Annotated in this window: 28 protein-coding genes and 2 pseudogenes; 5 read left to right on the top strand and 25 right to left on the bottom strand. The window is 35.6% G+C overall.

Annotation, left to right across the window (positions count from 1 at the left end; genetic code table 11):
* Positions 1–31: 31 nt before the first annotated feature.
* On the bottom strand, positions 32–742 hold the full coding sequence (locus HMPREF1210_RS03145) for a cytochrome c biogenesis CcdA family protein (protein WP_016427156.1): 711 nt from the start codon (positions 740–742) through the stop codon (positions 32–34).
* A gap of 325 nt (positions 743–1,067) precedes the next feature.
* On the opposite strand from HMPREF1210_RS03145, the gene HMPREF1210_RS03140 reads away from it, so the two are divergent.
* Both HMPREF1210_RS03140 and HMPREF1210_RS03135 read left to right on the top strand, forming a co-directional pair.
* The gene (locus HMPREF1210_RS03140; RefSeq protein WP_081637819.1) at positions 1,068–1,988 is read left to right on the top strand and encodes an NAD(P)-dependent alcohol dehydrogenase; all 921 of its coding nucleotides are present in this window, start codon (positions 1,068–1,070) and stop codon (positions 1,986–1,988) included.
* A gap of 214 nt (positions 1,989–2,202) precedes the next feature.
* Complete coding sequence (locus HMPREF1210_RS03135; protein ID WP_016427154.1) at positions 2,203–2,532, top strand: YqzG/YhdC family protein; 330 nt, start codon at positions 2,203–2,205, stop codon at positions 2,530–2,532.
* A gap of 95 nt (positions 2,533–2,627) precedes the next feature.
* Here the strand turns inward: HMPREF1210_RS03135 and HMPREF1210_RS03130 are convergent, their stop codons facing one another.
* The 14 genes and pseudogenes from HMPREF1210_RS03130 to HMPREF1210_RS03060 all read right to left on the bottom strand — a co-directional run bounded on the left by HMPREF1210_RS03130 (position 2,628) and on the right by HMPREF1210_RS03060 (position 15,544).
* Positions 2,628–3,431: a hypothetical protein gene (locus HMPREF1210_RS03130; RefSeq protein WP_231391045.1), complete on the bottom strand. Its 804-nt coding sequence runs from the start codon at positions 3,429–3,431 to the stop codon at positions 2,628–2,630.
* Between the two features lie 188 nt (positions 3,432–3,619).
* The gene (locus HMPREF1210_RS03125) at positions 3,620–4,528 is read right to left on the bottom strand and encodes an ABC transporter ATP-binding protein (protein ID WP_016427152.1); all 909 of its coding nucleotides are present in this window, start codon (positions 4,526–4,528) and stop codon (positions 3,620–3,622) included.
* A 23-nt stretch (positions 4,529–4,551) separates the two neighbouring features.
* Complete coding sequence (locus HMPREF1210_RS03120; protein WP_016427151.1) at positions 4,552–5,745, bottom strand: hypothetical protein; 1,194 nt, start codon at positions 5,743–5,745, stop codon at positions 4,552–4,554.
* Positions 5,746–5,756: 11 nt separating this feature from the next.
* Positions 5,757–6,875, bottom strand: coding sequence for an ABC transporter permease (locus tag HMPREF1210_RS03115; protein WP_016427150.1), 1,119 nt, complete (start codon positions 6,873–6,875; stop codon positions 5,757–5,759).
* Between the two features lie 411 nt (positions 6,876–7,286).
* The gene (bioB, locus tag HMPREF1210_RS03110; RefSeq protein ID WP_016427149.1) at positions 7,287–8,285 is read right to left on the bottom strand and encodes a biotin synthase BioB; all 999 of its coding nucleotides are present in this window, start codon (positions 8,283–8,285) and stop codon (positions 7,287–7,289) included.
* Positions 8,251–8,805, bottom strand: a complete 555-nt coding sequence (locus HMPREF1210_RS03105) for a biotin transporter BioY (protein ID WP_051123212.1) — start codon at positions 8,803–8,805, stop codon at positions 8,251–8,253. The genes bioB and HMPREF1210_RS03105 overlap by 35 nt, the downstream gene beginning before the upstream one ends.
* A gap of 52 nt (positions 8,806–8,857) precedes the next feature.
* Positions 8,858–10,219, bottom strand: a complete 1,362-nt coding sequence (gene bioA, locus HMPREF1210_RS03100) for an adenosylmethionine--8-amino-7-oxononanoate transaminase (RefSeq protein WP_016427147.1) — start codon at positions 10,217–10,219, stop codon at positions 8,858–8,860.
* On the bottom strand, positions 10,209–10,889 hold the full coding sequence (bioD, locus tag HMPREF1210_RS03095; RefSeq protein WP_016427146.1) for a dethiobiotin synthase: 681 nt from the start codon (positions 10,887–10,889) through the stop codon (positions 10,209–10,211). Before bioD ends, bioA begins: the two co-directional genes overlap by 11 nt.
* A gap of 381 nt (positions 10,890–11,270) precedes the next feature.
* The gene (locus tag HMPREF1210_RS03085; protein WP_016427145.1) at positions 11,271–11,510 is read right to left on the bottom strand and encodes a hypothetical protein; all 240 of its coding nucleotides are present in this window, start codon (positions 11,508–11,510) and stop codon (positions 11,271–11,273) included.
* Positions 11,511–11,673: 163 nt separating this feature from the next.
* Complete coding sequence (locus HMPREF1210_RS03080) at positions 11,674–11,967, bottom strand: hypothetical protein (RefSeq protein WP_231391044.1); 294 nt, start codon at positions 11,965–11,967, stop codon at positions 11,674–11,676.
* Between the two features lie 645 nt (positions 11,968–12,612).
* Positions 12,613–13,958 (bottom strand): IS3 family transposase gene (locus HMPREF1210_RS17500; protein ID WP_147640285.1). Its coding sequence is split into 2 segments (ribosomal slippage): positions 12,613–13,484 and positions 13,484–13,958, totalling 1,347 coding nucleotides; the frame shifts between segments, so codons are not numbered across the junction.
* 220 nt (positions 13,959–14,178) lie between these two features.
* A pseudogene (locus HMPREF1210_RS03065) lies at positions 14,179–14,760 on the bottom strand (ATP-dependent Clp protease proteolytic subunit); the annotation flags it as partial.
* Positions 14,761–14,770: 10 nt separating this feature from the next.
* Complete coding sequence (locus HMPREF1210_RS17925) at positions 14,771–14,944, bottom strand: hypothetical protein (protein WP_016427140.1); 174 nt, start codon at positions 14,942–14,944, stop codon at positions 14,771–14,773.
* A complete protein-coding gene (locus HMPREF1210_RS03060) occupies positions 14,945–15,544 on the bottom strand; it encodes a helix-turn-helix domain-containing protein (RefSeq protein WP_016427139.1) in 600 nt (199 codons plus the stop codon). It lies immediately after the preceding gene.
* Between the two features lie 395 nt (positions 15,545–15,939).
* Here HMPREF1210_RS03060 and HMPREF1210_RS03055 point away from each other — a divergent pair, with 395 nt between their 5' ends.
* A complete protein-coding gene (locus tag HMPREF1210_RS03055; RefSeq protein ID WP_016427138.1) occupies positions 15,940–17,334 on the top strand; it encodes an alkaline phosphatase in 1,395 nt (464 codons plus the stop codon).
* 64 nt (positions 17,335–17,398) lie between these two features.
* Positions 17,399–18,058: a lipoprotein gene (locus HMPREF1210_RS03050; protein ID WP_016427137.1), complete on the top strand. Its 660-nt coding sequence runs from the start codon at positions 17,399–17,401 to the stop codon at positions 18,056–18,058.
* A 225-nt stretch (positions 18,059–18,283) separates the two neighbouring features.
* Here the strand turns inward: HMPREF1210_RS03050 and HMPREF1210_RS03045 are convergent, their stop codons facing one another.
* From HMPREF1210_RS03045 to HMPREF1210_RS18320, 4 genes and pseudogenes are all read right to left on the bottom strand, one after another.
* Entirely contained in the window at positions 18,284–18,931 is a 648-nt protein-coding gene (locus HMPREF1210_RS03045) for a hypothetical protein (protein WP_016427136.1), read from the bottom strand.
* Between the two features lie 335 nt (positions 18,932–19,266).
* On the bottom strand, positions 19,267–20,229 hold the full coding sequence (locus HMPREF1210_RS17495; RefSeq protein ID WP_016427135.1) for an MBL fold metallo-hydrolase: 963 nt from the start codon (positions 20,227–20,229) through the stop codon (positions 19,267–19,269).
* Positions 20,230–20,362: 133 nt separating this feature from the next.
* Positions 20,363–20,746 carry a hypothetical protein gene (locus HMPREF1210_RS03035; RefSeq protein ID WP_016427134.1) on the bottom strand — a complete coding sequence of 128 codons (384 nt, stop codon included), beginning with the start codon at positions 20,744–20,746 and terminating at the stop codon, positions 20,363–20,365.
* 129 nt (positions 20,747–20,875) lie between these two features.
* Positions 20,876–21,031, bottom strand: a pseudogene (locus tag HMPREF1210_RS18320) (HTH domain-containing protein); the annotation flags it as partial.
* Positions 21,032–21,212: 181 nt separating this feature from the next.
* Here HMPREF1210_RS18320 and HMPREF1210_RS03030 point away from each other — a divergent pair.
* Entirely contained in the window at positions 21,213–21,818 is a 606-nt protein-coding gene (locus tag HMPREF1210_RS03030) for a DJ-1/PfpI family protein (protein WP_016427133.1), read from the top strand.
* Between the two features lie 217 nt (positions 21,819–22,035).
* On the opposite strand, the gene HMPREF1210_RS03025 is transcribed toward HMPREF1210_RS03030, so the two are convergent.
* From HMPREF1210_RS03025 to HMPREF1210_RS03000, 6 genes are all read right to left on the bottom strand, one after another.
* The gene (locus HMPREF1210_RS03025; RefSeq protein ID WP_016427132.1) at positions 22,036–22,467 is read right to left on the bottom strand and encodes a hypothetical protein; all 432 of its coding nucleotides are present in this window, start codon (positions 22,465–22,467) and stop codon (positions 22,036–22,038) included.
* An 89-nt stretch (positions 22,468–22,556) separates the two neighbouring features.
* The gene (locus HMPREF1210_RS03020) at positions 22,557–22,898 is read right to left on the bottom strand and encodes a hypothetical protein (protein WP_016427131.1); all 342 of its coding nucleotides are present in this window, start codon (positions 22,896–22,898) and stop codon (positions 22,557–22,559) included.
* Between the two features lie 142 nt (positions 22,899–23,040).
* Positions 23,041–23,289, bottom strand: a complete 249-nt coding sequence (locus tag HMPREF1210_RS18315) for a DUF4181 domain-containing protein (RefSeq protein WP_231391043.1) — start codon at positions 23,287–23,289, stop codon at positions 23,041–23,043.
* 330 nt (positions 23,290–23,619) lie between these two features.
* A complete protein-coding gene (locus HMPREF1210_RS03010; protein WP_016427129.1) occupies positions 23,620–23,829 on the bottom strand; it encodes a hypothetical protein in 210 nt (69 codons plus the stop codon).
* Positions 23,830–24,020: 191 nt separating this feature from the next.
* Positions 24,021–24,524: a DinB family protein gene (locus HMPREF1210_RS03005; RefSeq protein ID WP_016427128.1), complete on the bottom strand. Its 504-nt coding sequence runs from the start codon at positions 24,522–24,524 to the stop codon at positions 24,021–24,023.
* Between the two features lie 144 nt (positions 24,525–24,668).
* Positions 24,669–25,343 (bottom strand): hypothetical protein, encoded by a 675-nt coding sequence (locus tag HMPREF1210_RS03000; protein WP_016427127.1) that lies wholly within the window; start codon positions 25,341–25,343, stop codon positions 24,669–24,671.
* Positions 25,344–25,470 lie beyond the last annotated feature (127 nt).

Below are 25,470 nucleotides of genomic sequence, written 5' to 3'. Positions count from 1 at the left end.
CACCTCTGCCTCATACCATTTATTTTACCTGTTAAAACCCTTGGAAGTCACCAAAAATCGGACTTAATATACGGATGATGTATGTCATCCCATCAAAGAATAGTAATATCCCGACAGCGATCATGACATATCCGCCAATCTTCACGATTTTCGCATTGTGTTTTCGAATCCACCCAAGTCTTGTAATGAATAAGGACAGTACGAAGAACGGAATAGCGAATCCAAGAACATAAGCAAGCATATACCATACACCTGAACCAGGGTTATCTGTAGCCAATACAAACACTGACGCCAAAATCGGCCCCGTGCATGGTTGCCATCCAGCTGCAAAGGCCATTCCTATTAATACCGTCCCTAAATAACCGGATGGTCGGTTTTTAAACTGAATTCTTCGTTCTTTCATTAAAAACTCAGGTTTGAACACGCCCACAACAAGCAGACCAAATAATACGATAAAAATCGCACCAACTTGGCGGATTAATTCTTGATTCTGCTGGAAAAACGTATAGAACAAACTTGTACTAAATCCGAGTGCAATAAAAATGCTTGAAAAACCAATCAAGAAAAATAGAGTATGCAACATACCTCGTCTTTGCAAAATGCCTCGATTCGTTTTCAATTCATCCAATGTCATGCCAGTTATATAAGAAAGAAATGCTGGATATAAAGGCAGAGTACACGGCGAGATGAAGCTTAAAAATCCGGCTCCAAATGCCAATAGTAAATTGATATCTGTCGTCATCAAAGTCGCTCCTTTACGATACTCCTAACATCGTATCAAATAATCAGTCATATGACGTCATTAATGCTTGTGACATTTTTTTGTCCAAATGAAAATGCTAGTGACTTTTTAACATTTTTAAGTATCCAGCTCTTACTTGTAGTCAATCGTTGTTAATCTAACTAGTGTGATTTTTTACAAATACCAGTCTTGATTAACTCTTTACTGGAATATCTATAAATAAGACAATCTTTATAGTCTTTAAGGAAGAATTCGAAGGGAATTAGGAGGAAAAATTCTGAAAGCTATTGTGTGTTACAAATATGGTTCACCTGATGTTCTTGAAATGTCAGAGGTGGAAAAACCCACTCCCGAGGACAATCAAGTACTCGTTAAGATTCATGCAGCATCCGTGAACTATGGTAACCTGGTACTTTTGAGAGGAGAACCGTTCTTAGCCCGCTTTGCTTTCGGACTTCTAAAACCCAAATACTCCATACCTGGCGGTGACATAGCGGGTCGTGTTGAAGCAGTCGGAAAATATGTTAAACAGTTTCAACCAGGCGATGAGGTATTCGGAGATCTATCTAGTTGTGGGTGGTCTGGATTTGCCGAATATGTAGCTGTTCCTGAAAATGCATTGGCCATAAAGCCAGCCAATATTTCCTTTGTGGAAGCTGCTGCTGTACCTATGGCGGGAGTCACAGCCTTACAGGGTCTCCGGGATAAAGGCAAAATTCAGTCAGGTCAAAAAGTATTGATTAATGGTGCCTCTGGTGGCGTGGGTACTTTCGCAGTACAGATTGCCAAGTCTTTTGGGGCTGAGGTAACTGCTGTTTGCAGTACGAGAAATGTGGACATCGTGCAATCGATTGGAGCAGCCCATGTCATTGACTATACCAAGGAAGATTTCACAAAAAAAGCGGAGCGTTATGACCTGATTCTTGCTGTTAACGGATACAAACCCATTTCTGCTTATAAGCGTTCATTAAATCCCAAAGGAAATTATGTTATGGTCGGAGGTGCCGGTGCACAACTAACCCAGGCAATGGTACTTGGACCTTGGCATTCATTTATCAGCAATAAAAAAATGGGTACCATGTTACAAAGTGCAAACCAAAAAGATCTGATTTTTATGAAAGAACTACTTGAAGCCGGCAAAGTAAAACCAGTTATTGATAGATGTTATAAGATCAGTGAAGTACCTGATGCTTTCAGGTATTTTGAAGAAGGTCACGCTCAAGGAAAAGTTGTCATCACTGTGTGAAAGAGTTGTTGAAATAATATAGTAGCGAAAAAACTAGAATTGATTATTTAATGAAAATGAGAGAACGCACATTTTATATTTTTATAAAATGCGCGTTCTATTACGTACCAGAGATATTGGCGAGCTGGCCTTGAGTCAGTAACATCTAAAGAGGTATGGATTGAATGAATTTAAGCAAATGACTCATCCTATAAAAAAGGAGTTGAGATTAATTATGCGAAAAACAATTATTGCACTTGGAATTATTATTACAGCTAATTCAACACCAACACATATTCCGTCTATTGCTAATGCACAAGGAGAAATTCCAGCTTACGCTAAGTGGGGACAGCTCGCTATGTCAGAGACAAAATCTAAATATCCCAATGCAGATATTATTGACTATCTACATGAAGGAAGCGAATCTAAAGAGAATACAACCATTGAAAAATTTAAATTATGGTTAAAAGATGGTAACAGAGAATTCGGCGTTTATGTAAGAATTGAATATAATACCGAAACTGAAGAAGTAGTTAATATTAAATTTCAAGAAACGTCAAGATGAGCCGTCACTCGAAGTAAACATGCATAATGGTCCTTTCATTGAACAAATAAATTAATTAGTAAAGAGCAATGATTTTTTAATCGCTGCTCTTTTAACTACTCCACCCGTTTTTTCAATAACTCACTAGGTTGGAATTCAATTGTTTTTGCTTGATACATTTTGTCACGAAATTCATATACAATAACTATTTCACCAAGATAGCCAGCTGCAGTAATTTGAGCTGGGAGTGTAGCGGTAAGTTGTTGGTCTTTTACTTCATATTTTATTACACCGCCAAAAGCAATTTCCTCAAATAAGTTTGTAGGATTTATTTGTAAAGGGGCCAAATCAATTTTATATTCTTTGTCACCTATTCTTATTTCTGCTTTTTCAGTCGTTAACTTGGTTTTTACGTTTTTATTGATTATTGCTATAGGATCATCAACTAGCACGTCAATCAATCCATTTGTATATCTATAAACATAAACCTCTTCAAGTAAAGCACCAGTACCATATCCCCGCGTTAAAATTATTATTAGCTCTTTCTTCTGGTCTTTGTTAATATCTTCGTAAAAAATTTCCGGGGCATACGTAGGGTTAGTAACGTTCATCCAAAAAGGTCTGGAGTATGTTTCACCTTTGAAATCGATTTTAAAATCTCGATATTGGCTCTCTAAGTCCTCCATTTTTTTTGCATACAATGTAATATTCTCTTCAGTTGACTTTGCGACAATTTCATACCGTTCAAAGGATACTTTCTCCCTAATTCCAGGCATCTTTACATCAGAAGAAATATATGAACTCTCCAGTATTTCATCTTTATTAGATGCATCACTGAAGAGTGTTGCCTCTTCAGAATGTATAGATAAAGAAAACACTCCTAAAACAATAAATATTATTAATATCCATCCATTTTTCATTTTCATCACCAAGGCTAGCTTTCCCACGATAATGAGTTTTATCCCATCTTAACTATCCTACATAGTGACTAAACCGTCTTACTCATACATCTTTGTCTTAAAAATTCAAGAGTATAGTAGTTAATAAAAGTATGATTACGATAGCTTAGAACGTAAGCATAATCTGACTTTGGTATTTTCCTATAACCTCAGCCTTCTTGATAATACATTGAATACAAGTCATTTAATGTTATTTTCCCGAAACTAAACTCTGTTAATTGATTTTCATTAAGAAACTCTACTATATTTCCTAATTTCCCCGAATCATATCCGCGCACATCTAATAGAGTACCGCCATTTGGCAATGATTGTACGTTTGTATCTGGAAACTCTTTTGAAAACTTTTCTTTTGTCATCTCTGTCATTTCTTTTACTCTTACGGTTGTGATTTCTCTTTCTTCAAACCCTGGGGATATGGCATTGACTAGTATCAATTCTCCATTTTTCATAAAGAAAATACGGTTCGCATATTTTTCTAAGTTTTCTAATAAATGAGAAGCCACAATAATCGTCTTTCCTTCGATTTTCTTTTTAACTAGTATTTTTGAAATAAGTTCGACATGAGTAGGATCCAATCCGTTCATCACTTCGTCCATTAACATGACTTGGGTATCTGATACAATTTGCATTGCAAAACAAAGTCTTTGGCGCATCCCCAAAGAATACGTTCCTGTTTTCTTGTCTATATATGACGCCATTCCTAGTTCATTTATTATACTGTCAATCAATTTTGGGTTACTGTTCCACATAGAGGAATAAATTTTTAAATGCTCTTTTCCCGAAATCTGATTATATAAGTCACCTTGATCAGGCATCATGGATACTAGTTGATGTATTTTCACTTCATTCTTTTTATTTGTATATTCTAACTTATGATTTAGAATGACTTTCCCACTGTTTGGGTTGATATAATTCATGATTACATTCATAAGCGTTGACTTTCCAGTCCCATTCGGAGCCACCAAACCAATAATTTCTCCCGGATTGAACATCACCGAAACATCTTTTAAAATGTCTCTACTTGAAAAGTGAACACCAATATTTTTTAATTCAATCATATCTTCACTCCATCTCTATCAAACTAAAGTAGCTTAAACTTTCTTTGATTACTAATCAAGAAAGTGGATAACAGAAAAATACACGTACACAATCCTAATATGGAGAGTCCGCCTTCAAATGTGAGTGCTTTGGAATTATAAAGATAGTTTCGATACCCCGAGATAATTTGCCCAACTTGAACATAGCTCGTTGGAGTCCACTGAACATTCCAAACTGTCCCATTACCTCTATCAAAATAGATAAATTCAGCAATAACAAACACACTACCTACCAATAAATTTGCAAACTCATTTTTTAACATTACACTCACAAGAAGTAGTAATGAAATGATGAATAAAAACCAGAAAACCATAAAGAGCATGTTTTGTATTAGATATTCCCATAGCATTATATTTGAAAATAATTTTTCATCAGCAGAATATATCGGTACAGGTAAATCAAAATCTCCAAATCCATTTCGTCCACCAATTATCAATAAACCAACAGAGAGTGGAATAATTGATAGGATGCTACCTAGTAAGGCAACTCCTCCTTTTACAAGCAACTTTCTCCAATTTGATAGTGGTAAGCCTTGTAACAGTGTTGGATTCCGGCGATCCTTCAACACGATATCCACCGTGAAGAATATACAGCTAACAATGAGAATTAGCGGAAGGTAAGAGTGTAACAGACGTTGCAATGTTTGTAAGGCTGTCCTTTCTTCGAAAACATTTACAGATAAACTCGATTTCCCTTCTGTATATCCTTCGTATCGACTTGCAGAATGTAAATAGGCATAGTGTCCGTCCATCGTTGCATAATTATTTCCAAATGTGTAATACCCCGGGTTATAAAATAGGACACCCATTCCCCTGTAAAAAATCATATTATCAGCGTACGCATACCACTTAGAAGTGGCCTCAGCATACTCTTTCAGATTGTGATGTTTAATAGCTTCTAATCGTCCTTTATCATATTCATTCCATTCTGGGTATATTTCTATAGCAAAAAGAGTTAAAAAATGTGTTCCTGCACTAAACTCAACATTATTTAGAAATTCCTCCCTTGTTAGATACCGTGCTTCAATTTCACTTTCATCTACTTTTTCAATAGGGTTATATGTTGGAGCAATTATTAGTGCATAATAACATGAGAAAAAAAGTAGAATGACATAAATTGCAATATTTTTCTTATTGCTAATAAATTGGAAAAATTCAAACTTAAAATACGCCAACATTCCTCACTCCCCTATATCTTTTTAAGTTTCCCAGTAGTCAAGAAGTACTTTACAGCGACTACCATTATGGCAATACTAATCCCGATATAGATAAGACCATGTGTGCTATTTAGGACGACTGGGTTTGCCAGGCCGAGAGATTGCCCATTCAAAATACCCGGAAAATTCAAAAAATTAAACGGATTAAACGGTACAAGGTTTATCATGTTTGGAAATAATATAGGGAAAATATACAATAATAATTGCACAAAAAGCGTCAAATACATATTCTTCAATAAAACATTTAATATTATTGATAATAGTATTGTAAAAATGGAAATCAAAATCATATAAAGCATAGATACACCTAGATATTGGTATATTGGATAAACTTCAAAAATACCATCAAAGATAGCAATCGGAAATGAAGGATTACCAAATCCCTTAAAATAAATTAACGGTAGACTGCAAACAAATAACTCTAGAAGAAATATACCTACTATGAGCATTAATGAGATACATTTAGCTATTACATACTTATCAAACGTGATTGGATACCCCTTAATTAAAGATGTATGTTGGAAGTCCTCAATCATGATTCCACATGAATACATACACATGAAAATAAACCAAACTGAACCTAGTACACCAAATAGATAAGCAAGAAATGGAAAGAAAGATAATGAATCTATGGAAAACGACATTCCGGTTTTCTTAATAGATTGATAAAACACTCGATCTAATTGATTTTCTACTTTTGTAGGTAGATAACTCGCAACACTATCAAAGCCCTCCATATCAAATGAGTTAGCTCTTAAATTTGCAAGGTCTATCGCTGTATCTACAAATAATTCTGGTCGTTCCATTGTTAGTGACATGCTTTGCTTAGCTACATATTGACGTTGAAGTGCTAAATTCTTATATAAGTCACTGCCATTTCCGTCATCAGTTGCGTCTACATTTTGAAATTTACTCAACGCTAATGAAAGCGATTGAGATTCACCAGATATTTCTTTAACTTTGTTTCCTAAATCCTCAGTTTTCACAAATAACATCAAGCCAAAAATAACTACTGCTACGAAAATACAAGCAAAAATATTTTTTTTATTTGATTTCTCTAGGATTAAACAAGTCTTTAAAATGTTCCACATTGGCATCCCTCAACTTCTAATCTCAGTATTTAATATGTATCCACAAATAACACAAATATTTGAAACTAGCTCAAATATCTTCCTAACCTATATCACCCTCCCTATATATGAAATATAGTCTCGTTAACTAGAAAATTTTAACATAAATATATGTAATATTCATCCCGAAAAATTCAAAATATTGGAATGTTTTTTTAGCATCAAACTAAAAGAAACCATTTTGACAAAAATCAAAATGGTTTCTTCTATATAAAAAATAGTTTTAAAAAAGAATTTTGAAAGTTACTTAGACTAAACAGAGTAGTTTCTAACTCACATTTACCTATTTTTCCCATTATCACTACTTTTAAATCTTCCATTAACACCTTGTCGTTTGGTGAAACATGTAATATATGTCACTGCCTGATTAAGTTAAGCTTCACATAATGATGCTTGCTTTTCTGCAAGCTCTATTTCGAAGCCTAGATCTTGCAACATTAAATAGTCTTTATTCTCCGCTTGACCTTCTGTCGTTAAATAATCGCCAACGAAAATACTGTTTGCTGCATATAGACCCAATGGTTGAAGTGAACCAAGATTCACCTCGCGACCACCCGAAATACGAATCTCTTTTGTTGGATTCATAAAACGGAACAATGCCAGTACCTTCAAGCAATAGCGTGGGTTCAGTTCGTTTGTACCTTCCAGTTTTGTACCATCAATAGCATGTAGGAAATTTACTGGTATCGAATCCGCATCCAGACGGCGAAGTGCACGCGTAATATCAACTACATCTTCCTTCGTTTCTTTCATACCAACGATTGCTCCTGAACATGGAGAGATACCATGTTTTTTTACAATTTCCACCGTATTCACACGATCTGCATATGTATGTGAAGTCGTGATGTAATCGTGATGGCGTTCAGATGTATTTAAGTTATGATTATAGCGATCGACACCAGCATTTTTCAGCTGCTCGGCTTGTTCTTCTTTTAAAAGTCCTAAGCAAGCACATACTTTCAATCCGTATTTCTCTTTAATTTCTTCTACTGCCTCACTGACAACATTTACGTCTCTACGTGTTGGACCACGGCCACTTGCAACGATACAAAATGTACCGATTTGATTTTCAAATGCATGCTTAGCACCTGCCAATATTTCTTCTTTGGATATAAACGGATATTTTTCGATTGGTGCAGTTGATCTTGACGATTGTGAACAATAACCGCAGTCCTCTGGGCAATAGCCACTTTTCGCATTCATAATCATATTTAATTTCACTTTTTTCCCGTAATAATGCTTACGGATTGTAAAAGCACCATGCAGTAGGGGTAGCAGTTCATCATCTTCCGTTGTTAAAATTGCCAGTGCCTCTTCATTTGTTATTTCTTTACCGTCAATGACTTCCTGAGCTAATGTTTGCCAGTTCATTTTGTGTGCCTCTTTTCGTTGAATGTATTGTTTTCAAAAATGGATATATACGAGTAGCTATTAAACTCGTAAAAATAGCAAGTGCAATGTCAACACCTACCGTATTTAACAGCCCTACTGCCAGTACATGTGATAGGTTAGTTGGTACGTCCAGCCAAAGATTTAATGCCAGGTAAAGATAAGGTACACCAATCGCATAAATGACAGCAGTTCCAATCAAATTCGCAACAATAAAGTGTTTGCGTGTAGGTTGCTCGACGCGTTCAATGATGAAGCCGATCACATATGCACCTACAACGAAGCCAATTAAATAACCAAATGTCGGCTGTAATACATACATAATACCTCCGCCTTGAGTAAAGACAGGAAGTCCCGCTAAACCGACGAGGACATAAACCAACTGACTTTGAAGACCTCGCTTACTTCCTAATAATGAACCTGCTAAATACACGACAATAATTTGTAGTGTAAAGGGCACAACGGGTAACGGAATTTTAATAAAAGCGCCAATTGCGGTCATTGCAGCAAAAACCGCAACAAGGGTAAGCGATAAAGTTCGTGAGTTTTTCAATTTATATTCCCCTGTCTTTGAAAAATTGTTCGATAACTACTCTCGTTGTCCCAATCATCCATTCGATTTCATCTTCTGAAATGACATAAGGTGGCATGAAATAAATAATATTACCGAGCGGACGGATCAGGAGCCCTTTCTCTAGTGCACGCTGATAAATTTGATAGCCGATTCGCTCTTCACTTGGGAATGACGACTTCGTCTCTTTATTTGCAACTAATTCAATTGCCCCAACGAAGCCAGTTTGACGATATTCACCTACATAAGGTAAATGTTCAAATGCTCTTTTTGCTAATTTTTTTAACAATTCTTGTTTGGCTACTAACTTTGTCAACACTTCTTCTTCTTCAAAAATGGCCAATACTTCCTGTGCTACACGTAGTGCGAGTGGGTTACCTGAATAACTATGCGAATGTAAAAATGCCTTCATCGTTCCGTAGTCGTCATAAAAGGCGTTAAATATCTCATTCGTTGTCAATACAGCGGAAAGCGGTAAATAGCCACCCGTAATGCCTTTGGATAAACATAAAAAATCCGGTGTAATATCAGCTTGCTCGCATGCAAAGAATGTACCCGTACGGCCAAACCCGACCGCCACCTCATCAGCTATTAGATGCACATCATATTCATCGCATAATGCCCTTAATTTTTTCAGGAAAACAGGCGGATACATTTTCATTCCTGCTGCCGCTTGAATTAACGGTTCAATAATGGCAGCAGAAATCGTATCGGCATATTGCTTCAATTGTTCTTCTACATACTGTGTACAAGGAGCGCTGCAGGTCGTTGGTGATTCGCCAAAAGGACAGCGAAAACAATCCGGTCCCTGTGTATGTACAACGTTTAATAACAGAGGAGCAAATACTTCGTTGTATAAACCGACTCCTCCAACGGACAAGGCACCGAGTGTTTCGCCATGATAGGCATTTGTAAATGCTAAAAACCGTTTTTTCTTCGGCTGATTCGTTTGGGCACGGTACTGAAAGCTCATTTTTAGCGCGACCTCAATGGCCGCGGATCCGTTATCGGCAAAAAACACTTTTTCCAAACCTTTTGGTGTCAGTGCAACGAGTTTCTCAGCCACATGTATCGCAGGCTCATGGGTAAAGTTCGCAAAAATAACGTGCTCCAATTTTTGTGCTTGCTCTGCTAAAGCCTTGCTAATACGCGGATTCGCATGGCCAAATAAATTGACCCACCATGAGGAAACTGCATCTAAATAGCGATTTCCTTGATTGTCGTACAACCACACCCCTTTGCCATGGTCTATCACAATCGGTGGAAAGGATTCATAGTCTTTCATTTGTGAGCAAGGATGCCAAATATGTTTAAGGTCACGGGCTTGAAGTTCTTTATATGTCATCGGTCAACAACCTTTCAAAAACCGATTCATCATCAAAGCTTTCAATCGTACGATTCGCCTCAATTACCACGTATGGAACAGCGGTAAATCGACGTATTGTGTCGATATTATTTTTTTCTAATGCACTCTGCTCGAATTTGTTGAACACAATACCTAGTATTTCGATATTACGTGCCTTCAGCGCATTTACAGACAACAAAGTGTGATTGATTGTGCCGAGCTTCGTATTTGCTACGAGTATGACAGGAAGTGCTGATTGCTGGATAACATCTAACAATGTCAAAGTAGTATCCGAATGAAGTGGCACATATAGTCCTCCAGCCCCCTCACAAATAACCGTGTCATATTCTAGTTTTAACTTTTCAATCGCTTTAAGCAGCCTGTCTTCTTTTATAGTTTCCCCTTCAAGTTCCGCTGAAAAATGCGGTGATGCAGGTGTCGAAAAAGAGTATGTATTCAGTGCCTCTTGAGCTAAGGGATGTAAGCTATATTCTAAATAACTGGTTGTGTCCTGATAATAATAGCGACCTTTATCCATGACTTCACCCGTTTGTACAGGTTTGTAAGGTATTACTCTATGTCCCTGCATTTGGAGATGACGCATGAATACTGTTGTGATAAACGTTTTTCCAACATCTGTATCAGTACCTACCACCCAAAAATGTTGCAATGTAATTCCCTCATTTTCCTATTATCTTAAAGATTAACCTAAAAAAGACTTGTGTTAACCTAATTAATTAATAGGTTAACACAAGTTGAGTTTTAATTAAAAGATTTATGAAATAATTGAATCAAATTACATATTACGTACTTATAAAAAATCATTGAAAAATAGAATAATGGATGATTTTTCAAATAAAAAGGGAGAAAATACCCAAATTTTTAACCGAAAGGTAAAGGTAAATCGAACTTTTGCTATCGAGAAAGCGATCTTTGAGTTTATGTTTTCTACTAACCTGAAGGCTGCTGAAGAAGTTTTATCGGAATTACTTTTTAAATATAAAAAAAGCAACGTCTCAAATGACGTTGCTCTACTTGACCATGGCATCCGTTAGTCGAAAATAAGTTTAGCACTTGCAACAACAAATAAAAGTCCAGACGTAACCAACAATAATATACCTACATTTTTATGATTATCTTTCATTACAGATAAACCTATCACTGCAAGTAGTAAAGCCATTACCAAGTTCATTATTGGAAGTAATATATAGTCATATTCAGGAGATATTAGTGAGTATGTAGCCAAACCAATAACGGTGATTCCCAACAAAATTTGTATAATATTTTTCATATCATTCCTCCTAAACCGTTCTATTAAAGTAAAGCACCCGTTACTTAATTAAAGACATACGATCTTCATTCATAACGATTAGCAATATTCGTGTACACAGGAATTCTGCCAGTTAGCGAAAGAGCATTCTGCCTAATACAGAAACGTCCACGAATACTACCTATCAAAACACAGATCGCTTTTTTTCATTTAACTTTCTTTCCAAATACGAACTACTAAAGCTATAAATTGCTGTAATGATGAAAGCGATAATACTTGGGTAACCAACGTAAACTACTGGATTCATATGTTCAACTAAACTATATTCTCCCCATTCAAGCCATAAACGCCATCCCATCCCAAGGCTACTTAAAATCAAGCTGCCAATAAAGACAAACCATATTCTTTCTTTAGATAGCCCTACAAATATGTTCGCAACCACAAAATATATCAATAAAGAAACAATCATAATATACAAACTAAATCCCTTCAATCCAGGAATCACAAACGTAAATGTGATTCCCGTAAAAAAAAGAATAATGATGATTGTAAATATTAAAAATTTCGCAGGTGATTTCGCTACTTTATGATAAAACTGTTGTTCAAAGATACATTTCCCTCCCCGTTTTACGCTTTTCCAAAAAACTTCAGTAAAAATCAGCTCAACTGTTATTTCATTGCCTTTCTGTATGAAATACCACAATCATCGTAGTGGTTTTCCTAAAATTCGGCTTTCGGTGATAGCTATCCTTTACTTCATACGGTTAAAATTCAAATAAGTTCCAATTTAAAGAACAAAATTTCACAACTAACCTCCCCCGTTTGCACCCATGCATCGCAATAACCAGCCGTATAAATTACTACGGCTAGGAGATGAAGGTCGCTGAACTATGGTGCGGTAAAGCCCTCCCGTGAGTCTGACACCAACGACCACGGTGCATCACAGTCTGTCGCACCCAATATGGGTAGCACTTATGGGAGATTAATTCTGCTCTTGTTACTGCACCAGACTTGCCATTATTTTCTGGTGAATGCAGGTACTTCTCAATAATCCCGATTAATAAGGAAAGCTAAAAAACCGTTGGCGTGTTCTGAACTGAACCAAAAAAGTTAAACATGAAAATTATGCAGATTTAAGGACCTGACTCCGGTATTTCACTGGGCTCAGGTTCTTTAATTTTGCCTTGATACGCTTGTTGTTGTAGTAATCCATAAACTCGTCCAGTTCTCTCTCAAAATGAGCGATGTCTCGAAAGTCTTGCAGATAGAGAAGTTCGGACTTCAAGATGGCAAAGAAACTCTCCATGGCTGCGTTGTCGAGACAGTTTCCCTTACGGGACATGCTCTGGGTGATGCCGTGTGCATCGAGTGTCTTGACGAATTTCGCATGTTGATAATGCCAGCCTTGATCTGAGTGGAGGATGACGTTATCCTCAGGACACAACTTTTCCAAAGCCTGATCTAACATATCACTTACGAGTTCATATACTGGGCGTGCCATGACCTTGAAAGCGATGATTTCCCCATTGCACAGATCCATGATGGGTGACAGGTAGCGTTTCTCTCCAAACAGGTGGAACTCTGTCACGTCCGTGACCCACTTCTGGTTCATTTTATCCGCACGGAAATCACGATTCAGATGATTTGGAGCGATATGACCGACATTCCCTTTGTAAGAACGGTACTTTTTCATACGGACCAGGCACTTCAGTCCCATGTCATTCATGAGACGAAGGATGGTCTTGGGATTATGTTTGAAGCCTCTGTTTTCGAGTTCTATCGTGATACGTCGATACCCGTAACGTCCCTTATGCTCGTGGTAGATCTCCGTGATGGCCTTCTTTACCAGTTCATATTTGTCTGGCGCATTCAACCGCTGTTCCCAGTAGTAATAGACACTCCGTTTGATACTGGCCACTTTAATAAGGTCGGTGACCTGGTAGAGATGCTTCAGTTCAAGGATTACTTGCGTCTTGATTTTATTTGTGACCTTTCCTGTTCTTGAACCAAAGCTTTCAACTTTTTTAGGTACGCGTTTTCCATCTCTAAAAGTTTGACCTTCTCCTTCAACTGATCAATCTCTGTTAACTCTTTCTTATCTTCTGATTTCTTTTTCATAGGAGGACGAACCTTTCTATTGGGAAACAGGGCGTCGTAACCTTCTTTTTCGAAGGCTCTTCTCCAACTTCTAATCATTGCTGGTGAGGTAATGCCATATTCGACCGCAATATCGAGAGAAGAACTTTCTGTATCCGCCATATTGTTTAGTACCTCCAGTTTAAACTCTGCAGAATACGTTGTATAGGATACATCAAAGATGTCAGGACCCCAAACCTTGTAAAGTCCAACCCACTCTCGAAGAATAACTTGTGACACACCAATTTCTTTTGAGAGAGTTGAATATCCCTCGTTGCCATCCAAGTATCGTTTAACTGCTGAAATTTTTTGTTCTTTTGTAAATTTGGCCAAAATAAACACCCCATAAAAGTTAGATTGGTGTCTAACTTTTATGGGGCAGTTCAGTTCGCGCCAACGGTTTTTTAGAGGAACAATAAACAGGAAAGTTTAATCATTTATAAATATTATGACTGTTTCTTGAACAGCACCCGTTGAATTATAAGACGTTAGCGCCAGTTCTCAATGTCTGTTAACTTCCTTTTCCAGAAGTAGGAAACTCTTCTGGAAATTATTATTTACTTAAGATGATATCAATCAATCCCAATTCTTTTGCTTCCTCGGCAAAGAAAAAACGATCGCGATCTGTCAGTTCATTCATTTTTTCGATTGATACTTTAGAACGCTCAGACATAATGCGGTTCATACGAGTTCTCGTTTCAAGAATGTGCCTTGCATGGATATCCATAACCGCAGCTTGCCCCCTAACTCCCCCTAAAGGTTGGTGGAGCATAACTTCGCTATTGGGCATGGCATACCTTTTGCCCAACTCCCCTCCGATAAGCAAAAATGCACCCATGGATGCAGCCATTCCTACGCAAGTTGTACTGACATCCGGTTTAATATGCTGCATCGTGTCATAAATGGCAAAACCTGCGGTAACAGATCCTCCAGGTGAATTGATATATAGTTGAATATCTTCATTAGGATTGTCTCCACTTAAGAATAGAAGCTGTGCAATTACTTTACTTGCCAGCAAATCATCAATTTCACCACTGATTAGAATGATACGATCCTTTAACAATCTAGAATAAATATCGTAAGACCTTTCATCACTGTTACTTTTTTCAACCACAAATGGAACATTGCTCATTTGTTTGACCTCCTTATGCTGCCATTTGAATTTTTATAGAATTTCTTTCGCCAAACCCGGAAGAAACCTGCCGAATCTCGACTTTGCGACTCTCTGTACCTACCGTATGAATTTGTGTCTGTTCTTGAACAGTTTTTTCCGAAGGAATGTACACCACTTTTTCATTTTCAAACATAACCTTACTCATTTAAGCTTTTCCTCCTTCATTTATCTTTGGATATACAGCCATTAGCGCTTTAAAATGAATGTTTTCTGTTGATTTTTCTGACTGATATTTTGAAACCAGATCGTGAACCAACTCGATATACTTGTTCAAAAACTCTTTGCGCTCATCTTCATTCACAAATTGAACTTGAAAATCCAACGCGGCACTCGGGACATGAACTGCATCATCTACAATGTTTAGTAATTCGACGGTATCCTTTTTGATTTGCTCAGACAAATCATACAAATGCATCAATGGACCCTGATCTTTTAATTGCTGGATAAATTCAGTTTGAATATCTGTTTTTTCCGTCACAACGTATTGCTCGGCTACTGATTCATAAAGTACCTCAACCAAGTTCCGTATGTTGCGTGTTCCCACTTTCCATATTAATCCCGCATTTTCGAGCTTCTTGAAATGATAATTCATCTTTTGAGGGCTTTGGTTCATAAACTTTGCCACTTCGCTGGCAGAATGAGGGTAAATCAAATGCTGCAAAATTTCCAATTTGAACGAATTTCGAATCATCATCAATTGTTCCGTTTCAGTAACAAGCATTTTCTTTGCTTTATTTATGTTCATGTTATTACCTCCACGTAAAAATAATTTTTTTACGTTAAATTCAGTTTATTCTTACTTTTGTTTTATGTCAACTTTCAATAATGAGTAATCAAGAAACAAGTACAGAAAAGTTTTTTCTTAAACTAACCTGCCTCTTTAGAAAAAATTTTAATAAAAAAACGCTAATCCCTTCTTGGATCAACGCTCCCATAAGACATCCAGTAAAATAATGACCATTTCAAGTACTATGACACCTGGGGCATCGTTAGCCCTCCTATTTTTCAAATGTTACTCAATGAATATTGTAGATTTACATCATCTTAACTTACTTTTACTTTGGTTTAATAGGATATTAACAATCTACCTTTATAGTAAAACTTGTTATCATATTAAATTGAATGGTGGAGGTTAATCAGATGGTTAAAACTAAAATAACGAAAAAGCTACTTCCAATCTGTGTTGTATCAACTCTTGCATTAGGTGGTTTGGCTGCATCAATTACCAGTATCAACGTACAAGCTGAAGAAAAAGAGAGAAGCAATGAAAACAAGGAAATAAAAAACGTTATTTTCTTAATCGGGGATGGGATGGGGTCAACCTATACTTCAGGTTATCGTTATTTTAATGATGATCCTTCAACAAATGTTGTAGAAAGAACAGTATTTGATAAATATCTCATAGGACAACAGATGACTTATCCGGAAGATCCAACACAAAACATAACTGATTCGGCTTCCGCTGCGACAGCTATGTCTGCTGGCGTAAAAACATATAATGCAGCAATTGGGGTCGATAACGATAAATCAGAAGTGAAAACCGTTTTAGAGGCTGCCAAAGAAAATGGAAAAGCAACTGGCCTTGTCGCTACTTCTGAAATAACCCATGCAACACCAGCATCATTTGGTGCACACGATGAAAACCGTAAAAATATGAATGCAATTGCTGATGACTATTACGATGAATTAATAAATGGCAAACATAAAATTGACGTTCTCCTTGGTGGCGGTTCTTCAAATTTTGTTCGTCCTGACCGCAATCTTACAGAAGAATTCAAAAAATCCGGATATAGTTATGTAACAAACAAAGAGGAACTTTCAAAAGATAAAAAAGGACAGGTTCTTGGATTGTTTGCATCTGGCGGTCTCCCTAAAATGATTGATCGTACAGAAGAAGTTCCCTCTCTTCAAGATATGACGACATCAGCTATTCAACGTTTAAGCAAGGATAAAGATGGTTTCTTCTTAATGGTTGAAGGAAGCCAGGTAGACTGGGCCGGTCATGATAATGATATAGTTGGAGCAATGAGTGAAATGGCAGACTTTGAAAAAGCTGCGAAGGCCGCTATTGATTTTGCTAAAAAGGACAAACATACATTAGTTGTTATTACAGCTGACCATTCAACTGGCGGATACTCTATTGGTTCTGATGGAATTTATAACTGGTTTGCTCAGCCTATTAAAGCAGCTAAGCGCACACCAGACTTTATGGCAGCTGAAATTGCTAAAGGTGAAGATGTTGAAAAGACATTAAAAACGTATATAGATCAAAATCTATTAGCATTAACAGCACAAGAAATCCAATCTGTTAAAGATGCTGCAACGACTAAAAAAGTCACTGATATCGATAATGCAATCGAAAAAATCTTTGATGAGCGTTCTCATACAGGCTGGACAACTGGTGGTCACACTGGTGAAGACGTGCCAGTATTTGCCTACGGACCTTACAAAGAACGATTGGCAGGACAAATTGATAATACAGACAATGCCAAAATTATCTTTGATCTTTTAGATAAAACAAAAAATAAAAAATAACAGATACAATAAAATAGCCCGTTGCTAAATGCGACGGGTGTTTTATTATGCTAGGGGGATTCCTATGAAGAGATACTTGTTTTTCTTGATTCTATTATTAGTTCTTTCAGGCTGTTCATCAGTATATACCACCGAGGACAAAGCTACTGAGAATCAGGTCAAAACTATCGACCAAACGGAAAAAAAACTTAATGTACAAGAAGATGTATATGTCCCGAATCCTCAAATAACGGATGACATTAATCTTGTGACAGTTGGAGAAACCGTTACCGATGCCAAAGGCGAACTCACTTTAAAATCATATAAACTCTTAAATAAGACAGTTAATATAGGTGGGGTTGAAATGGTTTTAAAAGATGCTAAGTTGCTACATTTCGTTCCGGATTACAGCATGATTGACTTTTTCCATTCCTATACTCATGAAGAAGAGTTTGATTTTATTAAAGTAGGAATTGAAGTTAAAAATACATCTGATAAGGACATAAAATTCACACCAGTTGCTTTTGTTAAGACGAATAAAGGTGAGCTGAAAACATGGGAAGAAGACATTTTTCTCGAAGAAATGACTGGTGAAATACAAAGAAATGATGTTAAGAAAGGCAGTATGGGGTTTATTTTGGAAAACACAAATGATATTAAGTCAATTGAAATTCTAACAAGTGATGTTCTTGATGGCGTGGGTGAACACGTTGAAAAAGCGAAAACTATAAAATTGGATATCTAATATAACCCTCTTCCCCGATATCCCGAATTAAACAGAAGGAATTATTAAAAATCCCATAACTCCTGATAAGTTTAATATAAAAAGCAGTTTTCTTCACCTTTGAAGAAAACTGCTTTTTCCATGTAACTCTTAGCTTTAGCCTCTTCAATTGAATCAGCTTCGCCAGCAAATATAGATGATTGCAGATTTTCCGGAACTGCCAGAACTTTATTAACCCACGTTTGTTTAGTATTCAGTTATATTTAACCATCCACCATCAGAGCCTATTGTTATATGAGAGATTTCATTTGATTCGAAAATATTATGAATATCAATATTTTCGTTACTTGTATTATCCAAGTGCTTAGAAACATCTTCATCTGAAAAAACTATAGCCATACTCATAGACCTTAAATAAAATTCATAAACGAATTGCTTTTGGCTGTCTTTAACGAAACCAACATAACCTGTGCTTTTTGGAAATACGTTAGGTAATATAATGTTTTTAACTAAAACGAACTGGTTGGAGAGAATATTAAGTAACTCCTCCTCCCATTCGGGAATAATCGCATAGATAAAAAATTCTTGTTTGTATAATTCAGAAATTATTTCAACAAACTCCCGTTCAGTTATATTCTCATCAATGTATATTTCCCTAATTTTAGAACTATCGGTAACGACGTTCGCCCAAAACATATTCTTATTTTTTAACATATTAATTTGTGTAATAATTTTCTTTCTTCTTACGGAATGTCTGGTAATTCTCAACGCCATTTCATATCGTTCAATCATCATTTTGAAAAATGCAACATTTTCTATGTCAACATTTTCGATTTTCTCGCTCTCTTCCTTTATTAAAGCAGAAACAGAGTTTTTATAATTAAAATATTTCAACCTTCTTCTCCCTTTTTTCACTACTGATTGTTAGTGCTTTTTTATCCCCGTGAATTCATATAGCTGTTTTTGATTAGGATTTTCCACAGTAATTCAGTTACATTTTAGTAAACTATCCTGTTCCGTTAGCCATCCATGCAACGCAAATTCAGCACTGCACCACAGAGGATGAAAATGGATACAGGCCGAGGCGGATGTGTGAGGATGGTCGATGAACTATGGTGCCAAAGAGCCCTTCAGTTTCTGACATTGGAGATTAATTCCACTCTGGTTGTAGCATCAGCCTTAGGTGCTTTGCACGTTCTATCTTGCAGTTAAGACCCTAATCCCTGAGGTTACCAATCTTTCGGCTTTATGTTCTTATTCAGCCAATTTTTTTGTGGTGCTTGGTATGGGGTGGCGGCTATTAAATGATTATTGTGCCAGTTTGCTGCTCCCGAGCGAATCATTTCATCGAGTAGGATTTGAATAAATTCTTCTGGCTGAAGTTGGAAAGAGTGGCGTGCAAAATCTTGGAACCAACCACACGATAGCAGGTAGTTATCGATTTCTTCTTTTGCCAATCCGTTTTTAATGATTAACGTGAATGAAAAAATTCTCTTGCAGGCATGCCATGAAATTTTTTCTGGCATCTTGAGCCACTTTTCAAGCCTTTCTCTTGCAGCATCAATGGCATCCAGAGGATTCTCCATTTGAGGTCCATGTCCTGAATATGCCTTTTGAATCCGGAGCATGGACAACCGATCCAAACTTTCTATAGATCGTTGGATAGATGTGACACCCTCTCGAAAGATATTTAACCATCCAATATCATTTTTGTGAAAGAGATCCCCGCAAATTAATATCTCTTCTTCAGGTTCATATAAAGAAATATGCCCTAACGTATGACCTGGTGTGTGCAAGACTTTCAAGGTTCTACTTCCTGTATTAATCTCATCGTTATCTGAGAGCTTTGTATCGACTCGATAAGGTTCTACAGGCTGATCTAACCATTCTGCACTACAGGCTTCAGGGTCACGAAAATTAATTAAATCGGCTTCCCATTTATGCGTAGCAATCGAAACACCATAATTTTTTTGAAGATGAAAATTGCCTCCTACATGATCACTGTGATAGTGCGTATTCACAATAAGGTGTAATTCTTCTGGTGAAACGCCTGCTTCTTTAATTAATTGCTCTGTCTCTTTCGCTTCACTCCCAAAACCGGTATCAATAAGGATGGGCAGTTGATCTTTAATAAGGATCATGTTTGCACTTGGAAAATTTCTTTCAAAGAAAATAATACTGTTTTTTTTCATAAGCTATTCCTCCTCCACAACCCGGGTTTCCTTTTATTCGATAATCTTGGAGGATAATCCTTCTTCAACAAACCTGCCCCGTTAGTTGAAGAAGAAAAACGCTTTTAACTCAACAAATAAAAAAGTGTTCTTTTTAATTCAATTTCTTATTCTCTTTACCACTTATTATGATTTCATGAGGTATTTCTTCGATTAATAATTCTTCACTTTTAAGTTTAATTATCTCTAGTACATGTTTTTCTATTTCTTTTACTTTTTCATCGGAATTCCACCACCACTTAGATTTTTCCAAATCTGTTTTGATGATAATCTGTAAAGGTTCTGGGTGGAAGGAATAGGCAAACCCTTTAAATTCCTCAAAATTTTTAGCGGTTTCTTCCCTTACGCTCGTGAAAACCGGATGCCATTTTTCATCTCTTATTTCATTTTCACTTCTTCTATTTACTTTAACATCAAAATTTATATTTGTTTTTGAAGAAACTGCATCAGCTACAAGTATTCTGATTTCATTCTTCACTGCATTAAAGTACTCTTTTGTTCCTTCAATTCTTATCTCAATAATTGGATTAGATGTAGTTGGGTTAATACTTACTGAACTAAATTGATAATTTTTTTTATTTAATAATTCTGATGTTGTTTTTATTGTTTAATTTGTAAAAGAGACAGCAAGTAGATTTTTTTCTTCCAAAACTTGATATCCTCCATTAGCTCTTACCTCTGAAATTAATGGACCCCCTAAAATACTTAGTTCTTCTAAATCCCTAAGAATCGTTCTTCTTGAAACATTAAATTCTTTTGCTAAATCATCTACCTTAAACTTTTAGACTCGATTAATATACAGCCTTAATTCATTTAATCTAATTGCCTTACTCAAAATTTTCATCCTTTTGCTAATTGTGTCATCATTTGTCACTATTACAATATATACTGAAGACAGTATCAAATTAATAGAATTTTTATAAATTAATTAGGAGGGATTAAGAATGAACCAAACTGAGAAAAAAGAGATTTTAATTGTAGTGTTGGAGGAATTCGCTGATTGGGAAATGTCTTATGTAGCAGCTTTTTTAAATAATACAGACAAGTACATCACTAAGATAGTTAGTGTAAGTGAGGGTGTTATAAAGTCAATCGGCGGATTAAATGTCCTTCCAGATTACACCTTAAAAAGTATACCTGAAATCTTTTATGGTTTAATACTAATTGGGGGAAACTCTTGGCGTAAGCCACTAAACAATAACGTCATTCCAATAATGGAAAAGGCACTTACTATGGATATTCCATTAGGGGCCATATGTGATGCAACAGTTTTTATGGGAGCCAATGGATGGTTAAATGAAATAAAGCATACAAGCAATGATCTTAATGATTTGAAAACTTATGCAAAAGATCACTACAGAAATGAAATGAATTATGTACTAGAGCAAGCAGTTACTGACGGAAAAATTGTGACCGCAAATGGAACAGCTTCATTAGAATTTGCAAAAGAAATTCTTGAATTATTAGAAGCATATCCTAAGGAGCATATTAATCAACTTTACAATTTCCACAAATTAGGTTATTACGAGGCAGAAAAAACAAATTCATAAATATCAAATATTCACAATGCACATAATCCTTAAGATAGGAATTTATGTGCACTTTACCTTTACAATATTTACTCTCAAGCACCTTTTTAAAAGAAAATTATTCGAATCTTATGCTCACTTGAATTTTGATGTAATTTTTATCTTACTTCTTCAACTAACCTGCTCCGTTAGTTGAAGAAGGAACACCATATAGATTCAGTATGCCCTCTATTAAAGGCTAAAATATTTTCCAAATTGAAAATTCTTCTTTTTGTCTTTTTAAATTTATCATTTGTTTCTGTCCATTGTTCGAGATGAATTCAAATTTATAAGATACATTATCTTTCGGACTGCTTCCTAATGTATTGCAGTAGTAATATAATCTTGCATCGTTGGGTTCTTCATTTTTCGAACCTTTACCTGGATATTCATTCCTTTGATTGCCTTCGATAAAAACTAAATTTTCAGGTTGTCCTAAACCCTGTTTTAAGGGGAACAACTGAGCCTCCCAATAATGTCCTGTTGAAACATATTCAACCTTCCAATCTTTATTTTCAGAATAACCGACTAATATGGGAGGAGATGTGAAATATTTAACCGCATTACTAATCGGAATCAATGCCAAAACAATTAATATAACACCTAAGATTTTGCGTGATTTACTAGTCAAACATTAATCCCCCTATTCTGAAAATGAGGCAGCTGGTTATTCAACTAAAGCACCCGTTAGTTCAATAAGACAAATTAAATTTTGATGGACTAATCTTCTAAATAATACTCATAAATCGGGTTTATACACTTTAAGATAGAGACAATGGCATTATTATATCCAGACATTTTTTCTATCTCTCTTTTATCCGTAAGTTCTTCGTTTTCAAACTGTACCGTAAGTTTATTTATTATATTTAGGTACTTACTTACAAATTCATTTTCCTTCATTTCTTTAACATCCGCCAACATATCATAATTAGCCAGCAATTCACCTTCATTAATATCTTTAAACTCTGTTTTATCGTATATAGTATTTGTATTTGTGAATTGTATTTTCCTTTCAATAACATCAACTAATGTAAATTGGTTCATTTTTTTATCATCAATCATAATTACCCCCCTATTGGTTTGAACTTTCATTTTAACAATATTTTTCATTTTTCTTATTCAAGTATTCTGCCCCGTTAGTTGAATAGGGAAAAAGAGCTGTCTAAGAAGCTTAAATAATCTTCAGCTAAAGCACCTCGTTAGCTTAATAAGAACCAAGTAATTTAAATTCAATAACGATTATTATTGCTATTAAAATTAAAAACATTTCAGTTAAAGTTAAAATAGATTGTTTCGGATATTGTGTATATTTCCACTCGAAAAATGCTCTTACCAAATAATCCAATACCATAAAAACGATTACTGCAATTAAAACCAGGTAAATTAAATCTTCAAAATAATACAACAGCACACAAGATAGAAGTATTAGAGCAATCGCAGAAAAAATTCTCAAACCTTTTTCAATTTTTCGATGTAAATCGTTTATATGATTATAGGAAAATAGCTCTTATTTTACTTTCTCAATTTTGAGTAGCTTCCTCAGAAGAAGCTTGACTATTGAAATAAGGACAAAAACAATTATCGCAATTAAACCGAATTTTACCCAGAACATACAACTCCTCCCATTCCATTAACCTGCCCCGTTAGTTTAATAAGAAAAAGAACCGATAAAACAGCTCTTTGAGTTTCAACTAAAGCACCCGTTAGTTGAAGAAGACTTATTGTAGAGTTGACCTAAACTGTGTAACAAAATAATCATCAATTTCAAAAAAAAGAACTGTACCTAAAAGGAACAGTTGATTAAATGTTTTTTTACTATCTTAAAAAGAGTCATTCCTTTGTTATAAACATATCTTTCTAGTTTAGCTAACCAACTATTTCCGTTTTCTCCATTGGCTATTTGAGAAGCGTGGTTTTTATGAAATTCAGCTACACGTTTATTATGTTCTTTATGACGATTGTAATTTCTGATGTGCAAAGAGTTATTTTCCATTTTTCTACTCCTTTCTTTAAATATTCCTTAATTATATTACTAAGATCGATGAAATAAAAGAACTCCTTCCTCTTCAACTAACCTGTCCCGTTAGTTCAATAAGAAAAATGCTTCACTCCTTATTGAAGTAAAGCACCCTTTAGTTGAGGAACTGTTCCATTTAAAGTGGATGGTGCTTGAGTTACTCTCATCTATTTTGAATATAGGTAAAGTCCGAAATCTTGCATAACGGAGGTGTGCCCCATTTGCCGCAACATAGTAGCTATATTGCCACGGTGATATGATCCGTGAGTGACAACGTGTAGTACCGATTCAGAAATAGAAGTTTCAAGCAACCCAGCATATGGATTATCCACCACAATCAACTTTTCAATATCTTCTTGACTTTTCAGAAGTGCTTTGTTTCGTTCAGCTAAGTCTAGAAATATTTTTTTCATTTCCTCAATACTTTTCGTTTCCACATGTTCTCTTAATTGATTCGTGAACGCCATTGCATCATTCATACTTTTACCTGAGATAATGTCAAACCATGCATAATCTGTGAGATAAATGTGAGACAACACCTTTGATACCGAAGAAAAACCACTCTGAATTTCCTTATGATAAATTTCCTTTGGAAGTTCTTTTAAACGATCAATTATAACTCCATTTGCCCATACGTGGTAGTTGTACATTTTTAATGCTGGGTGTGTCATATTAAATTCCCTCCATTTCCACTTGATTTAGTATTGACATTTGATGCCACAATATTTATATGCTGTATTATTTATAATAATCCTTCTTTAACTAAAGCCCCCGTTAGTTGAAGAAGACTAATTTAACGAACTTTTATCTTCAATTTAATTTATTTTTTTGCGACTAAAGTTATTGACTATAACCTGTACTGTTACAGTCTCAGTTATTAAAGAGGATTTAACTTCCTTTAACGCGCCCTTAACTTCTTTTTCAATTTCCTTTCCACGATCGATGCTTGCTGAATCGTTTTTTTGGATGGTTGTGTTTATTACCACAATTAACATCTTATAATTTTTTTCTATAAGTACATTTTCAATTTCTACGAAGCCTTTACCTTTTAGGTCCTCTTGAATTGTATTTATTAATTTACTCAATTGCCCCATTTGTTCTAATTCAGCTTTGTTATCATTTGTTATTTGAATATAAGCTCCGATTGCATAATCCTTAAAAATTGTTTCTTCTGCCAACATCTCAACTATCCTCTTAATGTCATTTTCCACTTTATTCAGATACTGCGGGGTACCATTTACCCGTACACCAATGTCTTTACTTTGGTGATTTATACTGATTCCTGCTATATCTAAATTTTGTTCCTTCTTTAGTTGAATTGTTATTTGTTTTGATAACATCCGGGTATTCTGGATCAGAACCTCATCCGATTGTTCTTTCTCAGATTTAACAGTTGAAGCAACTACAATTTCTTGATGCTGATGATGAATCCATATTCCACCCAATAACATACAACCAAGTGTACTCACTAAGGCAATATTTCTTTTCAAGAATCAAAGCTCCCTCTTTATTTATTGATATATCACCGGTTCGCATCACAAAGGTGTCGAAGGAATTTTCTCGTTCATTTATTGTATGCCCATTTCTAAGGGCCTATCAATAAAACAAAATGCCCTA

It is taken from the genome of Paenisporosarcina sp. HGH0030, from assembly GCF_000411295.1.
GTDB lineage: Bacteria > Bacillota > Bacilli > Bacillales_A > Planococcaceae > Paenisporosarcina.
This window is presented reverse-complemented; position numbering and strand designations above follow the sequence as displayed.